Origin of the sequence: Methylobacter tundripaludum, from assembly GCF_002934365.1 — a bacterium.
GTDB classification, from domain to species: domain Bacteria; phylum Pseudomonadota; class Gammaproteobacteria; order Methylococcales; family Methylomonadaceae; genus Methylobacter_A; species Methylobacter_A tundripaludum_A.
The window spans coordinates 88002-103068 of the sequence record NZ_PTIY01000005.1 but is presented as its reverse complement, the minus strand read 5'-3'; the positions used below and the strand labels follow the sequence as shown (position 1 = coordinate 103068).

Sequence of the window (15067 nt, the reverse complement as noted above, 5' to 3'; positions counted from 1 at the left end):
TCAGTCCACCAGCGGAAATTGCCCGCCAGGCTGCATCAAGTCGATGCCGCATTGCAGTTCGCTGAACCAAGCCAGAAAATCCTGCACTGCTGCGCCCCGGTAAATCGGGCCGTGCTGCGGGGCGATCATCGTGATATCCAGATCGGCGATTGTGTCCAGCCAGCAGCGTATCGCCTTGTTGGAGCACATATAGCGCCGGTGAAAGCCGTTGATATAAGGGATGTGATCGGCAAAATCGTCTACAAATGCATCGTTTTTATCCATAGGCAGCATAGCAGCCCCGATATCGCCGGTGAACAGAATTTTAGAAACCGGGTCGTAAACATTCACTTGCCCTTCGGAATGCAGAAAATGCGCGGGTACTATTTTGAGTTTAAAGCCGGGTGATGGTTCGCAGTCCATGCCTTCGTTCGGCACTCCGATAAAGCGGGTCATGTCTTTCAGACCGTAATGGGGCAAAAAGCGTAGCCAGATGCTGGAGACATAAACGGGGGAGTGGCACAGTTCCAGCCAAGTTGACAGGCCGCCGACGATGTCGGGGTCTTGATGCGACAGAAAAATAGCCTTGATTTGTTCGGGCACCACATAACGCAACATTTCTACAAGAACCCGAGGCATCACCCCAAAACCGCCCGGATCAAGCAACACGCCATCATTATGATGCATGATCAGATATTGGTTGGAACGCACGCCGTCTTCTTCGCCGGGCTCACTCTCGTTGAGTAAAATAAAACGATGCTCGGGAGATTCAAATAATTTAATATTGCGCATATTTTCCTTAATTTTCTGCTTAATTATAATTTTTATATTTCCGTAGTTTACTTCAGGTTATTCTTTAAAGTATAGATGGTTTTTTGTAACTACGCCCTCCAGTCTATCTGATAAGCATCTGATAACCAGCGATTCCGAATCGTCAAAGTAAGCTTTAACTCCAAATATTGGCTTTAAAGCTTGCTCGGTAACTTTACAAAATCACGTTTTTTGCCGGTTTTTTATCGCTGGCTTTGCGTGTTGTTTAACAGAAGCGGTAAGGAAAGAACGATCAGGCACATCAGCCATATCATCAGTTGACAATTGGTGGCGGTATAAACAAAAGCCACGCCGATTCTTTCGGCGACATTCGGATAAGCAAGAATAAAATCGCGGCTCACGATGAAGGCTTTGGTTTCCCAGATAACAAGAATCAAACCCACGATCAGCAACGCGTAACCCAGGATCTTGTCGTGATCTGCTTTGGCCTTAAGGTGTCCTGCCAAGCGGTTAATCTCAATATTACTTAATGGCCATGGACGTTTGGCAATATAACTGAAGAGCATTAAACCGAGCATGCCGGCAACGGGAATATAAACAGCGACGATGGGGAAGCTGATGTAACGCCCATTGATCGCCAAGCCGAAGGTTTTATAAACGGCATATCCGGCAAACACGATATAGAGCGTGTATATCCAGGCGCCGAATTTGGGATTGGCGGTCCGGTTGGCTAACAGGCCGTAGCCGCGCTGCAATATCAAACCGGCCAAGATTGTATTTAAGCCGACGATTAACAGGGTCTGAAAACGTTGCCAGTCGCTATAACTGGTGTACCACAGGTTTTCGAGCATGTTGGGCAGCAAAAAGGACAGCAGCTGCGCAAAAGCTAAGAAAAACGCCAGACGCATTGTGGATAAGGACCGTAACGGCTTCCAGCAATAGGCAACGATGATCAGGAAAAGTATCGTTGACGCGATAACGCCGTTACGCCAATCAGGATTTTCATAGACTTTGCCGGTTAAAGGAAAAACCTCCTTGCGATCGACCGAATAAAGTCCCCAGTTCGCGCCAACCACACCTTCAAGTTCGCTTTTCCAGGATTGGTTAAAGGCTTCGACAATGTTGTAGTCGAAACCGTTTTTATTGGCGACTTCAATTAATGCGCGGATGAATTTCGCTTCGTTGACCACGCTAGGCACTGACCAACCGCGTTGACGGCCTTCACCCGGCCACCCCGATTCGCCGATCAGTATGGGTTTGCCGGGGGCGATTGCTTCGGCTTCCTGTTGAACCTGCTTGAAGATACGCTCAATATGGGCCGGCGCCTGGTCTACGGTGATAGGCTCGTCCTCCCAGTAAGGCAGGATGTGGATGGTGATAAAATCCACTTCCCTGATTAACTCCGGGTATTTCATGTACATAGACCACACATCGGCATAAGAAACCGGCTGTTTGACGGCGCGTTTTACTTCCCGTATGTACTCAATCAGCTGTCCCGATTGCAGGTCGCCTCTAAGCAGCACTTCATTACCGACGATAACACGCTTGACCACATCGGGGTTTGCGTTGGCGGAGCGGATCAGTTCGGCGACTTCGACTTTATTATCTGCTTTTAGGCCGCCTAGCCATGCGCCTTGAATCATCTTCAAGCCATGCTTTTGCGCCAATGCGGGAATGGACGGCATACTGCCTTCCGCACTCGCATAGGTGCGGATCGAGTGGGTTTTTTCCCCCATCAACTGCAAATCGGCGTCAATTTGTTCGGGGCTAGGGAACTTCTCGTCTATAGGTCCTTGACCTTCCCGGAACGGGGCGAACGAGAGACTGTTGAGTTTTCCTGACGGGACGTCCGGTCCAACATCTTGAGGCAAGTTGAATGACCAGCCCAGCAAGCCGTTAAGCAAAACAACCAATACAGCGAATGAAGCAATTTTCATAAATATAAAAGCAATACAAAAAGTTTTAAAGAAGCACGCCATAAAACGTACCGGATATATCTTCGTCAACATCATCTCATAATTGCCACATTTTGAATACGGGTAGCCTTTTTACGGCGGAGACTACGCAAATTCTAAGCGTTCAGCTAAAATGCGTTCCTTTTTGCTTTTTGAAAGATGATGGCTAGAGATATTCGTATTGAAAGATGTAACGGCCCCGCTCTGGAACAATATATTCCCGAGCTTGCCCGGCTTAGAATTGAAGTGTTCCGTGATTTCCCGTATTTGTATGACGGGAATATCGATTATGAAAAAAAATATTTACAGACTTATATCGATTGCCCGGAAAGTGTGATTGTGATTGCCTTCGATGGCGACACAGTGGTTGGTGCATCGACCGCAATCCCGATGAAATACGAAACCGAGGAGCTGAAAAAGCCGTTTCTCGATCATGGCTACAATTTGGACGAAGTTTTTTATTGCAGCGAATCGGTGCTGGACAAGAATTATCGCGGCCTGGGTATCGGCGTTCGGTTTTTTGAGGAAAGAGAGGCGCATGCCGAGGAATTGGGCGGCTTCAAGCATATTTGTTTTTGCTGCGTGGAACGGCCAGTCGACCATCCCAGACGTCCTGCCGATTATGTGCCGTTGGATCAATTTTGGACCAAGCGCGGTTATGTTAAACACCCTGAGCTTCACACGACCTATATTTGGAAAGATTTGGATGACGTTGATGAAACACCTAAACCGATGACTTTTTGGCTGAAACATGAACGTTAAGATTGCAACAGCTCAATACGACATCAGTTTCCTGGAAAACTGGCAGCACTATCAAAGCAAGGCTGAACGCTGGGTTACAGAAGCCGTAGAACAGGATGCGAAGATTCTGCTTTTCCCCGAGTATGCGAGCATGGAACTGGCCTCGCTATTTGGCAAAGACGTTTATTCATCCTTAAGCAAGCAGCTGGCTGCGATGCAGTCATTGCATGACGATTATCTGGATGTGTTCCAGACGTTGGCTAAAAAATACCAATGCATCGTTCAAGCAGGCTCGTTCCCGGTAAGAATAGAATCCGGCGCTTACCGAAACCGGGCTTATTTGTTTATCCCGGACGGACGGATTGAGTATCAGGATAAGCTGATGATGACCCGTTTCGAAAACGAGCAATGGCTGATTCAGAAAGGCGATCAGCTCAAATGCTTCGACACCGATTACGGAAAAATAGCGATCAGCATCTGCTATGACAGCGAGTTCCCGATGCTGGCAAGAAAGCAGGTTGAAGCCGGAGCTAACCTGATTTTAGTACCCAGTTGCACCGATACCCTTGCCGGTTATAACCGCGTTAAAATAGGCTGTCAGGCAAGAGCCTTGGAAAACCAGTGTTACGTGGTTCAATCTCCTGTGGTAGGCAATGCGCCGTGGTCCGAAGCCGTGGACGTCAATGTCGGTGCGGCGGCTATTTATACGCCTGTGGACTATGGTTTTCCTGACGACGGTATTCTGGCCGTTGGCGAGCTTAATGCGGTGCAATGGGTTGTTGCCGAAGTGTCGCTCAGCGCTTGCGCGACAATCCGGGAACAAGGGCAGGTCTTTAACTACAGGGACTGGCCGTTGCAGAATGCGTTTTAGGTTCAAGGTTCAAGGTTCAAGGTAACAGGTTCAAGGTTCAAGGTTCAAAAGATTTTGCACCTTGAACCTGTTACCTTGATTAAAAATCAATTAAAAATAGCTTCAAAAGAATAGCCGTTAAACTCCAGAATTTCTTTCATTTTTTTCAAACCATCCATCTGGATTTGTCTGACACGTTCCCTGGTGACGCCCAACTCCTGAGCGACCTGCTCAAGGGTTGAGCCCTCATAACCGCAAAGCCCATAGCGGCGGCAAAGAACTTCGCGCTGTTTTTCGGAAAGCTGGAACACCCATTTGACGATATTGTGTTTAATGCCGTCTTCTTGTATTTTTTCGGCAGGCGACAAGCTCTCGCCGTCGGAAATGGATTCCACCAGCGGCTTGTCGAAATCCTTGCCGCCCGGCATATCGATAGAGGTAACGCGCTCATTGAGTTTGAGCATTTTTTCGACTTTATTGACCGGTATATCCAAATGGACGGCTATATCTTCGGCATTGGGTTCGTGGTCGAGCGATTGCGCCAAATGGCGTTGGGCTTTAAGGTAAGTATTCATTTCTTTGACAATATGAATCGGTAAGCGAATGGTTCGCGTCTGATTCATAATGGCCCGTTCAATCGTTTGTCTGATCCACCAGGTTGCATAGGTTGAAAACCTGAATCCTCTTTCAGGATCGAATTTTTCAACGGCGCGCATCAAGCCCAGATTGCCTTCCTCAATCAGATCCAGCAGGGGCAAGCCCCGGTTTAGGTAACGGCGGGAAATTTTAACGACCAGCCGCAAATTGCTTTCGATCATTATATTGCGGGCCGCTTCATCGCCCAGCAAAGCCCTGGAACCGTAGATTTTTTCCTGATCGGCGGTCAGTAATTGAGAGCGCGCCAGTTCATTCAAATAAACCCGCGTCGCGTCCATGCTTTTTTCTTGCCGCGATTCAATGGCAATTATCTCATCAATATCTAAGGCTTCGCTGGCGACGGGGGGTGTCTGGAGATCATCATCGTCAAAAGACAAATCGTCATCGAATAATACACAAACATCATCGTCCAATAGATCAACTAATTCCGCCTTCATGATAACCTCGCATTATCCGGCTTGAGCCGGAATGGTTTTATTATTTCCCCGGTAAAAGGCTAAGCGGATTTACCGGTTTTCCGTTTTTTCGTATTTCAAAATGCAGCGATGCCTTGTTTGATCCGGCTTGGCCGACCTTGGCAATAAGTTCGCCTTTTTCCACTTGGTGTCCTTCCGCAACGAGCAACCGGCTGTTATTGGCGTAAGCGCTTAAATACAAATCGTTGTGCTTGATAATAAGCAAATTACCGTAGCCAATCAGACCTTGGCCGCTATATACAACTTTGCCGGCTTCAGCAGCGCTCACGTCTTGCCCCATTTCACCGGCTATATCGATGCCTTTGCTATCAGCGCGAGAAAATGACTTTAAGATTTTCCCTTTTATCGGCCATTGAAAGTTTAACATTAACATATTTTCATTATCAATTGAAATAGTTGATTTTTTTTGTGGATCACTTCCGCTTTTTTCAATGGAATTCCTAATCGGTTTGGTGTCGGACGGCGGTTTGTGATTTGAATCGGTTTTACGATTTAATGAGATGGCGGTTTTATTTTGTGAACCGGCTTTTTTTGTTGCGGGAGCGGTGGCGATTTTTTGTTTTGTCTCTGCGAGTGGTTTGGGTACTCTGGTTCCGTCATTTTTGGAATCGTCGGCAACTGATCCTGCCTTGTTATCGGGGCTTGGGTCGGATAGCCTTATTTTTTGGCCTACTTCTAGCCTATAAGGCGGAGCGATCCGGTTCCATTGTGCTAATTGCCGGTAATCCAGATCAAAAAGCAGGCTTATCCCATATAAGGTGTCGCCTTTTTTTACTAGATGATGTTTAGGTTCGTCCTTGGCGATTTCAGGCGAATTGGTCGTGACTGGAGCGTAGTTTGGCGGCAGTTCGGCGCAACCATTCAATAAAGCCGTCAATAGTGTAATAAGAGCAAGTTTTGAACGGATGGAGGACATGGCAGATTACTTTTTTAACAGAATTTTCTTGGCCAGATTTATTTTTGCCGCCAAATAATTCGATCCGCCGCGGTCAGGATGTATTTTTTGCATCAAGGTGCGATGAGCGGCAACGATTTCGGCCTCCGACGCGCCCATTTTCAGCCCCAATACCTCGTAAGCTTCTTCAACCGACATAGTGCCTTTCGTGTCGGCTTTGTTTTGCTGTTGTGATGTACCTTGTTTCGCCGACTTAAATTCGAACCATAGCCGGTGTAAATAAGGGGCATGACGTAATATTGCCGGCATTAATCGGAGTAAAAAGGCAACAACTACGCCTGCCAGTGCAAATAGCCAGTTCAGACGCCCGGTTGCGGCCAAATAAATAACGATCAGCCCGGTAACCGATAAAAGCAAAATTTTGACGTAACGAGCCAATACTGCGGGCGAGGTTTTTAAAAAACCGCGCATGCCAAAGAATGCAATAATGACTAATAACAAAATCAGATAAATTCGAATCAAGGCTTACTCCCGGATCAATGACCTGTTCAAGACCGTTTTCAAAGTTTTTTGCTCCTTAGCTAGGGCTATATCGATAGTCTTTGGATAAATAATACCTTAAAATATGACATCTTATGATAACAATCTAATGTCGATTGATATGTTGAATGCCAAAATTCCGGTTTTAGGCTTTGCTGCTGCAAGCGGAACCGGAAAAACCACGTTGCTGACCCAATTGATTCCGGTTTTAAAACAAAGCGGTTTGCGCATCGGTTTGATCAAACACAGCCATCATGATTTTGAAGTTGACCGACCGGGAAAAGACAGCTTTCGTTTGCGTGAAGCCGGAGCCTCGCCTGTCATGCTGGTATCCCGGTATCGGCGTGCGATGATTACCGAATTCATCCCGGAAAAAGAACCCCGGCTGGATGAGCAGCTAAAGCAATTCGACCCATCCGAACTGGATCTGATCTTGGTTGAAGGTTTTAAAGCCGAGAAGTTTCCTAAAATTGAATTGCACCGGCCAGTATTGAAAAAGCCCTTGCTTTACCTCAACGACCCGGACATCATCGCGATAGCGACCGATGTAGCGCTGGAAACACCGGCTTATCTGACGCAGCTGGACTTGAATCAGCCCGAAATGATTGCCGCGTTTATCCAAAACCATGTTATGAAAAAGCCATGATTGATGCTTGTAGCCTGGAATCCAGGCCGTTAATGTCTATTGACGACGCGCTGGACAGAATTGAAGCCGCCATCCATCCGGTGAGCGGCGCAGAAAAACTGGCGTTGAAAAACGCCTTGGGGCGCGTATTGGCGGAACCGGTTTATTCACCGGTCAATATTCCTCATGACAGAAATGCCGCTATGGACGGCTATGCCTTCGCCAGCTGTGATGTGGTCGAGGGGCAAGCGTTCACGCTGAACTTGGCGGGAACTTCCTGGGCAGGGAGGCCATTTCAGGGGCGGGTGCAACCCGGCCAGTGCGTCAGGATTTTTACCGGCGCGGTAGTGCCGGAGCAAGCCGATTCGGTCGTCATGCAGGAACATGTGCAGGTCCGGGATCAAGCCATTCATTTCCCCGCGGATACGCGCGCACTGCAAAATATCAGAAAAGTCGGCGAAGATGTAAAACAAGGCGACTTATTGTGCGTCCATCCCAAAAAGCTGACGGCGGTTGATCTCGGTCTGCTGGCCTCCGCCGGAATTGATGAGGTTGCCGTTAAACGTCGGTTAAAAATCGCCTATTTTTCCACCGGCGACGAACTGTCCAGTGTAGGTAAGCCGTTGGAGTCTGGGAAAATATACGACAGCAATCGCATGCTGTTAGGCGGGTTGCTGGAAGATCCCTGCTACAGTGTTTCCGATCTTGGCGTTGTTCCTGATAACAGGCATTTGCTTGAAGACCGTTTTATTGAAGCCTCAAAGAACTACGATGTGATCGTAACCACCGGCGGCGCTTCAGTCGGGGAGGCCGATTACGTTAAGGAAATCCTGCAACGCTGCGGAGAGGTCAATTTCTGGAAAATTGCGATAAAGCCCGGAAAACCGCTGGCTTTCGGCAAAATCGGCTCATGTCATTTTTTCGGATTGCCCGGCAACCCGGTCGCCGTCGTCGTTACCTGTCAGCAAATCGTAGTTCCGGCATTGAGGCGGCTTTCCGGCGCACCGTCGTTCAAAGCATTGAGATTTTCAGCGACTTGCACGACCGCGCTTAGAAAATCCGCCGGGCGGCGGGAGTATCAGCGCGGTATTCTCAGCCAAGATGAAAACGGTGAGTTTTGGGTTGCTTCAGCGGGTCGGCAAGGCTCGAATATTCTCAGCTCCATGAGCCAGAGCAACTGTTACATTATTTTGCCGGAAGCGTGTAATGACGTGCAGGCAGGCGACAAAGTCACCGTTGAACCGTTTAGTTTGCTGATATAGCGGATACGAACAACCGGCAAGAAGACACGAAGAAACATGGCAACTTCGTGTCTTTATTGCGACGATCTTATATCAGGCCTTCTTAACAAATTCCGATTTAAGTTTCATCGCGCCAATACCGTCGATTTTGCAGTCGATATCATGATCGCCGTCAACCAGACGGATGATTTTGACTCTGGTGCCGACTTTGACAACCGATGACGATCCTTTGACTTTGAGGTCCTTGATGACGGTGACGGTATCTCCGTCTTGCAATACGTTGCCGTTTGCATCCTTAACGATACGGACCTCGTTGCTGTCTTCGGAAGCCCCGTCTTTTGACCATTCGTGTGCGCATTCAGGGCAGACGTACATCATATCGTCTTCGTAGGTGAATTCTGAGCCGCATGAGGGACATTTGGGAAGGTTATTCATTGATTTCCTTAATGTAGGGTTGTCTGGCTTTGCGGAATACAAAGCGTATTGAGGCGCTATAATGCCAGATTTAGGTGCTTTTTGTCCATTTCACGGGGCAGGACGTATAGATTCTGGAAATAATCCCCCCTATATATCGATGATTTCACTTTTTGAGTTTTATGGTGTGTAATGCTTCCCAGTATAAAAGCTGGGGCTTTTAATCACGATCGCCAGCCAAACTTTTGCGCCTATATTTATTTAAGGAATATCAAGCCATGCCAGTCACCGAAGAGCTGATGAAAGAACATCAATTGATTTTAAAATACGTCGGCTTAATGGAACGCTATTCCGAATACAGTCTAAAATACCCGGACGCACTCGTATTGCTGGAAAATGCGGCCGGTTTTATAGCATTTATCCAGGAGTTTGCCGATCATTTCCACCATGCGAAAGAGGAAGACATTTTGTTCCGCTATCTTGAAGTACCGGGCGTATTGACGCATTGCAATCCGGTTCCTCAAATGCTGATGGAGCATGAGCAAGCCAGGGAGTTCGTTCGTAACATGGAGCGGGCGGTGCAGGAAAAAGCGTTAAACGAGCTGGCGGACAATGCCGCCCAGTACGCGCAGCTTTTAAAAGAACATATTTTTAAGGAAGACAATATCCTGTATCCGATGGGGGAGCGCGGCTTGTCGGATGAGGCTAAGACAGCTCTGCTGAAGGAATGCATCGAAGCCGATCAGCGTCTCGATAGCCGGGCTGTTTGGGCAAAATACCAAACCCTCCATAAAACTCTGGAGCAGAGGCTGGCTGCATTGACGGACTAATCAAGGCCTCAGGGCGGACCAACCTTTTGCGTTGCCGGTCCGGTTTTAGTTTTGCAACAAGACCCCTTAATCAACCCGGTCGACTTTAATTAAAATATGCCGCTGGTTCTTGTCAACTCGGCGCGTAGTAACAATTTTGCTGTTTGAGTTGCCCCCGTTGTTGTCTCCAACTCCCCCGAGCTCCACCCATTCGCCCAGATTAACTCTGAGTGTTGATTGCATATTCTGGGTGTCGATTTGTCCACGGCCGTTCATTTTTTCCGACCACGGCGAGACGCTAAGAATAACCTGCTGTCCGGCCAGTCTGGGGGTTACCTCAAAACCGGTGGTCGCTTCGATATATTCGGTAGTCGAGGGGTAAAAATAGCCGGGAAAATTTTGTCTTAGATAAGTGCTGCCGACATTAATGTGGGCCGGTACGCCATCCAGCGTTCTAACGGTTTGGGTGCTTTCATCGGTGCTTTTGGCTTGAGTCTGATAGACATCAACGCCCATGCTGCCGCCGGATTTTGATGAATTCCCCCCGGCAACCTTCAGATTGATTCCTGCGGCTGCGTTAAGTTCGGCGGCGGTAGTCTGTTTGCTTTGAATGAGGGTGATGGACAGATTGCTTTGGCGGACATCCAGTTGCTTGACGACGGACTTGATTTCGGCCAATCGGTCGGGCGTAGTCTTGACCAGTAGATTGGAACCGTTATCAACAAGTTGGGCGCTATCTCCAAGCAACGGGGCCAACAGCGGCACAATCTCGGAAGCCGGTCTATTGGTCAGCGGGATTACTTCAATTATTGTGTCTGCGGCAAAGACGCTATTGCCAAGCAGCATTATCAAAATCAAGGCTAAAAGGTTTTTCAAGGTGAAGCTCCGCTAAAAGTAACCATTAACCGCTATGGTATAACGTTGTGTGCGTCATTTGAAATTCTTTTTCCCGATGGGGTAGCCGGCAGCCATGAGGAGAAAATTAAAGCCAATCGTCCACATTGTGTTGGAGCAATTCAGCTCCAGACCGGCATTGAGTTTTTCCACGTACTGATGAGGAACGGTTGATGAATAAACCACAGTTGATCGAGACTGGCGAGCACTTGGAGTTAAGATTGGGCGATATTGAATTGGGCGGCAGCGCGGATAGAAGCCGCAATTTCGAAAAAGCAAAAAGGAGTTCGCCTATGTTCCCTGGGCAAAGGGTACATAGGCCTGTTTCAAACCATATCGTCTGGCATGACGCTACCATTAAACGGGTTCAGCGCGAAGCCCTAAACGGGCATCGCGGCGTTATTTTATGGTTTACCGGATTATCCGGGTCAGGCAAATCCACGCTGGCTCATGCGGTCGAAGAAGAGCTGCACCATCGGGGTTGCCGCACTTTCGTGCTGGATGGCGATAACGTGCGCCACGGTTTGTGCGCTGACCTGGGTTTTTCGGCGCAAGACCGCCAGGAAAACATTCGCCGTATCGGCGAAATGGCCAAGATGTTTATGGAGGCCGGCACTATTGTTCTCACCGCGTTCATCTCCCCTTATTGTGCAGACCGTGAGCGTGTTCGCGGCATAGTGGAGCCGGGCGACTTTATCGAAATTTATTGCGACACGCCTATCGAAATTTGCGAATTGCGCGATGTAAAAGGCCTGTACAAGAAGGCCCGTGCAGGACAATTAGCCGAATTCACCGGCATCACCTCGCCCTACGAAGCGCCTGAAAATTGCGAGCTCACCGTTGATACCGGCACAGAGGAGTTGGATGTTTGCGTGCAACAGGTTATCGATAAAATGATACAGAACGGCATTATCAACGTTGTAAATTTCAGCTATTAAACGGGTACAACCGACATACGTGTGAAAATAGGACATAGGATAAATTCCGGTTGATTTATATAGGCAACGTCGGATCTATCGGCTCTGGAATGGCGTTTGAATCGATAATGTAATCGCCAAAACGCTTGATATGACCCGTGACGTATGGACTGAGTGTTGCCACGCTCTCCCGATTTACCGGGAATCCCTCTTTCTTCAGTATTCGCAGAATACGTGTCTGATCGACCACATATTTGAAATATCACGGCATTAACAACCAAATCATATATTTGATGACCTTTTCCTGTTCTTCGGGATCATTATCAGCAATCACGCCTTCGCCACCGAAAAACAGCCATTTGGAAAATCCGTTGTACGCTTCTACTTTATTTGTGGTCGCCGCAATCTGCTCTCGTAATTGATGTTGCGCTCGGATAGTTTTTGTCCTATTTGTCGCGCGGTAATGGAGTGCGTAGAATGCACTTCGGAGTTGAATCCGCCAAGTTATTCCAGCGGCTGGAGCGCAAGGCCAGCCTTGCACTCCATTTGAACTTAACTTAACGGCAGTAACATAGCGCGTGGGAACGAGAAAACATCAGTTACTAAGCGTTGTGTCCTTCATAACCTTCGCTTACGCCATATCGGTTAATATATGCGATTATATTTTCGAGTGATTTATTCCAAGCATGTTTTTTGCCAAAGATTTTATTGAAACCGCCGAGGGGCTTATTTTTGCCGTGGTGGCACAGGGCCTGGAAGACGGCAAGGCGCTGTGTTTTTTACGCTATGTGCTTACCTCTTCGGGTTGGAAAAAGGTTGCGACTGAACAAGCCAATACTATCCTGAAACAGCAGCATCCCGATTATCTGCATTATTCCCCGGTTTTGGATGCGCATTTGCATGCGGTCGCCGTAGACAGGATCGTCAAGCATCATCAACCCAAACACCGGTTGCAGCAGGTTATGCGGGCAAGTCAGCATGACGCTGTCGAGCGGGATTTGTTCCGGTTATGTGAATTATTTGGGCAACATGGGCTGGATCTGGCGCAAACCGGCGTCACGGGCTCCATCTTGGTTGGCGTGCAAAATCAAGGTTCGGATATTGATTTGGTCTGTTACGGCAGGGAGATTTTTCACCAATGCCGGGCTATTACGACCAAGCTGATCGAACAAGGGCATTTGCAGTCCTTGAATGATCGGGATTGGCAACAATCATACGAACGCCGGTCCTGCGATTTGAGTCTTGACAGCTATATCTGGCACGAACGGCGCAAATGCAACAAGGCTGTGATTAACGGGCGGAAATTCGATTTGAATTTTATCGATCATTGCGCACGGTCTGAGGCGGTCAATTACCAAAAATGCGGGGCGATTACCTTGCAGTGCAGGGTGGTCGACGATGCTCGCGCGTTCGATTATCCGGCTGAATTTAAGATAGACCATCAGCAAGTCAGTTCTATCATCAGCTTTACGGCAACCTATACCGGGCAGGCTGTCAGCGGCGAGATCGTGGAAGTCTCCGGCGTACTGGAGCAATCGGAACAAGGCCTGAGGCGCATCGTGGTCGGTTCCAGCCGTGAAGCGCATGGGGAATACATCAAGGTTATTCAGTGATTAAGTTGGCCGATTTTTCTGCGGTTATATTCGATATGGACGGACTGGTTCTGGATACCGAGAGTACGTTCATGATCGCCTGGCAACAGGCAGCGCATGCGATGGGCTATGATTTTTCAGAGGATTTTTGTCCGTCGCTGTCAGGGTTGCATTACCACGATGTCGAACTGAAGCTGATTGAATATTGCGGGGCTGAATTCGATTTGCAAATTTTCAAGCGCTTGAGCGGCGATTTTTGGCGTGAATATGTTGCTGTCCACGGAATACAAATCAAACGCGGCTTTACCGGGTTGCTTGAATTGCTGAACCAGAAAAAAATACCTTATTGCCTTGCGACTAACAGCTTGATAGTAAATACCCTGGAATGCCTGGAGTTGGCTGGGATTGAACAGGTTTTTCCAATCGTCGTCACCCGCGATCACGTGCAGCACGGCAAGCCGGAACCGGATGTTTTTTTAAAAGCCGCCGAGCTGTTGCAAGTGGACATCGGTCGGTGCTTGGTGGTTGAAGATTCTCATGCCGGCATCGTCGCGGCATCCAGAGCAGGGGCTGTTTCAGTTTTTATACCGTCGACAGTGCAGGTCGATCCGCGGACCATTGAGCTGTGCGATTTAATGGTTAGCGATTTGGCGCAATTGACGGACGTTATCAGCGCTTAGTTCGCAGCCGATAGGCCGATCATGTATACTCCCTGCAATTTTTGCAGCACAACACAGCGTAAACCTTGATAGTTCAACATTCTAAAGTCTCAGTCATAGCCCCCGCCAGATTGCACATGGGCTTCATCGATTTAAGCGGATCATTGGGCCGGCATTTCGGCAGCATCGGCGTTGCGCTTAATGAAATCAGCACCAGCCTGTCAGTAACCGGTGCCGAGCATCTCACCGTTACAGGCCCTGCCGCGCCGCGTGCAAAAAAATGCGTGTCCAAGTTATGCGAGGCGCTACACGTTTCCGACCAACTGAATATCACGATTGAAACAGCGATACCCGAGCATGTAGGCTTGGGGTCTGGCACGCAAATGTCGCTGGCAATCGGTGCGGCACTTAATGAATTTTACGGCTTGGGTCTAACTGTGCGTGAAATCGCCGCCGTGACCGACCGGGGCCTGCGTTCCGGCATCGGTATCGGCGTTTTTGAACAGGGCGGCCTGGTTGTCGATGGCGGCCGCGGCGAAAAAACCGTCACGCCGCCGGTGTTGGCACACATGGATGTACCGGACGACTGGCGGTTTATTCTGGTGTTTGACCAGCGCGGCCAGGGCCTGCACGGCCAGCAGGAAATACAGGCCTTTAAGGAGCTGCCGCCTTTTCCCGAAAACGAAGCCGCGCGGTTATGCTATTTATTGCTGATGCAGGGGCTGCCTGCGGTGGCTGAAAACGACATTATTAAATTCGGCGATGTGATTACCCAGTTGCAACGCTCGGTTGGCGAGCATTTCTCCTCGGCTCAGGGCGGTGTTTTTACCAGTCCCGAAGTTGCGGCGGCCATGCAATGGTTGGAGCAACAGGGCGCGGTGGCTATAGGCCAGACTTCATGGGGACCGACCGGGTTTTGCGCCATTGATGGGCTTCAATTGGCTGAATCGATTGCAGATCGGGCCAGACAGGCCTTTGCGCATTTCGATAAGTTGAGTTTTGTTGTCGCCAGTGCGCGGAATAGCGGGGGCGATGTTTTTGTTGGCTAGCAT

The 15067-nt window shown here is 48.8% G+C and carries 16 protein-coding genes and 1 pseudogene; 9 read left to right on the top strand and 8 right to left on the bottom strand.

Translation table 11 applies throughout. The annotated features are described in order from the left end of the window. On the bottom strand, window positions 1–771 hold the full coding sequence (locus B0F88_RS07745) for an MBL fold metallo-hydrolase (RefSeq protein ID WP_104423373.1): 771 nt from the start codon (window positions 769–771) through the stop codon (window positions 1–3). Between the two features lie 221 nt (window positions 772–992). After that, window positions 993–2687, bottom strand: coding sequence for a glycoside hydrolase family 17 protein (locus B0F88_RS07740; protein ID WP_104423533.1), 1695 nt, complete (start codon window positions 2685–2687; stop codon window positions 993–995). A gap of 180 nt (window positions 2688–2867) precedes the next feature. Here B0F88_RS07740 and B0F88_RS07735 point away from each other — a divergent pair, with 180 nt between their 5' ends. Next, window positions 2868–3467, top strand: a complete 600-nt coding sequence (locus B0F88_RS07735; protein WP_104423532.1) for a GNAT family N-acetyltransferase — start codon at window positions 2868–2870, stop codon at window positions 3465–3467. Then, window positions 3457–4317: a carbon-nitrogen hydrolase family protein gene (locus tag B0F88_RS07730; RefSeq protein ID WP_104423372.1), complete on the top strand. Its 861-nt coding sequence runs from the start codon at window positions 3457–3459 to the stop codon at window positions 4315–4317. Before B0F88_RS07735 ends, B0F88_RS07730 begins: the two co-directional genes overlap by 11 nt. Window positions 4318–4403: 86 nt before the next feature. On the opposite strand, the gene rpoS is transcribed toward B0F88_RS07730, so the two are convergent. The 3 genes from rpoS to B0F88_RS07715 are packed head-to-tail and all read right to left on the bottom strand — an operon-like array spanning window position 4404 to window position 6846. Next, the gene (gene rpoS / locus B0F88_RS07725; RefSeq protein ID WP_104423371.1) at window positions 4404–5390 is read right to left on the bottom strand and encodes an RNA polymerase sigma factor RpoS; all 987 of its coding nucleotides are present in this window, start codon (window positions 5388–5390) and stop codon (window positions 4404–4406) included. A 40-nt stretch (window positions 5391–5430) separates the two neighbouring features. Next, window positions 5431–6345 carry a peptidoglycan DD-metalloendopeptidase family protein gene (locus B0F88_RS07720; RefSeq protein ID WP_104423370.1) on the bottom strand — a complete coding sequence of 305 codons (915 nt, stop codon included), beginning with the start codon at window positions 6343–6345 and terminating at the stop codon, window positions 5431–5433. Between the two features lie 6 nt (window positions 6346–6351). Next, window positions 6352–6846, bottom strand: a complete 495-nt coding sequence (locus tag B0F88_RS07715; RefSeq protein WP_104423369.1) for a DnaJ domain-containing protein — start codon at window positions 6844–6846, stop codon at window positions 6352–6354. Between the two features lie 139 nt (window positions 6847–6985). Between B0F88_RS07715 and mobB the strand changes: the two genes are divergently transcribed. Next, a complete protein-coding gene (gene mobB, locus B0F88_RS07710; RefSeq protein ID WP_104423531.1) occupies window positions 6986–7510 on the top strand; it encodes a molybdopterin-guanine dinucleotide biosynthesis protein B in 525 nt (174 codons plus the stop codon). Further along, window positions 7507–8751 (top strand): molybdopterin molybdotransferase MoeA, encoded by a 1245-nt coding sequence (moeA, locus tag B0F88_RS07705; protein WP_104423368.1) that lies wholly within the window; start codon window positions 7507–7509, stop codon window positions 8749–8751. Before mobB ends, moeA begins: the two co-directional genes overlap by 4 nt. A 72-nt stretch (window positions 8752–8823) precedes the next feature. Here moeA and B0F88_RS07700 read toward each other — a convergent pair whose 3' ends face one another. After that, window positions 8824–9165, bottom strand: a complete 342-nt coding sequence (locus B0F88_RS07700; RefSeq protein ID WP_104423367.1) for a zinc ribbon domain-containing protein YjdM — start codon at window positions 9163–9165, stop codon at window positions 8824–8826. Between the two features lie 257 nt (window positions 9166–9422). Between B0F88_RS07700 and B0F88_RS07695 the strand changes: the two genes are divergently transcribed. Continuing rightward, complete coding sequence (locus tag B0F88_RS07695) at window positions 9423–9974, top strand: hemerythrin domain-containing protein (RefSeq protein ID WP_104423366.1); 552 nt, start codon at window positions 9423–9425, stop codon at window positions 9972–9974. A 66-nt stretch (window positions 9975–10040) separates the two neighbouring features. On the opposite strand, the gene B0F88_RS07690 is transcribed toward B0F88_RS07695, so the two are convergent. Next, window positions 10041–10829: a secretin N-terminal domain-containing protein gene (locus B0F88_RS07690; RefSeq protein ID WP_104423365.1), complete on the bottom strand. Its 789-nt coding sequence runs from the start codon at window positions 10827–10829 to the stop codon at window positions 10041–10043. A 311-nt stretch (window positions 10830–11140) separates the two neighbouring features. Between B0F88_RS07690 and cysC the strand changes: the two genes are divergently transcribed. Beyond that, the gene (gene cysC / locus B0F88_RS07685; RefSeq protein WP_104423530.1) at window positions 11141–11785 is read left to right on the top strand and encodes an adenylyl-sulfate kinase; all 645 of its coding nucleotides are present in this window, start codon (window positions 11141–11143) and stop codon (window positions 11783–11785) included. A gap of 55 nt (window positions 11786–11840) precedes the next feature. On the opposite strand, the pseudogene B0F88_RS19690 reads toward cysC, so the two are convergent. Beyond that, window positions 11841–12194 (bottom strand): annotated as a pseudogene (locus tag B0F88_RS19690) (Tn3 family transposase); the annotation flags it as partial. Between the two features lie 256 nt (window positions 12195–12450). Here B0F88_RS19690 and B0F88_RS07675 point away from each other — a divergent pair. From B0F88_RS07675 to B0F88_RS07665, 3 genes are all read left to right on the top strand, one after another. Continuing rightward, entirely contained in the window at window positions 12451–13377 is a 927-nt protein-coding gene (locus tag B0F88_RS07675; protein WP_104423363.1) for a hypothetical protein, read from the top strand. Beyond that, window positions 13374–14036, top strand: a complete 663-nt coding sequence (locus B0F88_RS07670) for an HAD family hydrolase (protein ID WP_104423362.1) — start codon at window positions 13374–13376, stop codon at window positions 14034–14036. The genes B0F88_RS07675 and B0F88_RS07670 overlap by 4 nt, the downstream gene beginning before the upstream one ends. A gap of 116 nt (window positions 14037–14152) precedes the next feature. Further along, window positions 14153–15064: a beta-ribofuranosylaminobenzene 5'-phosphate synthase family protein gene (locus B0F88_RS07665; protein ID WP_258076593.1), complete on the top strand. Its 912-nt coding sequence runs from the start codon at window positions 14153–14155 to the stop codon at window positions 15062–15064. Window positions 15065–15067 lie beyond the last annotated feature (3 nt).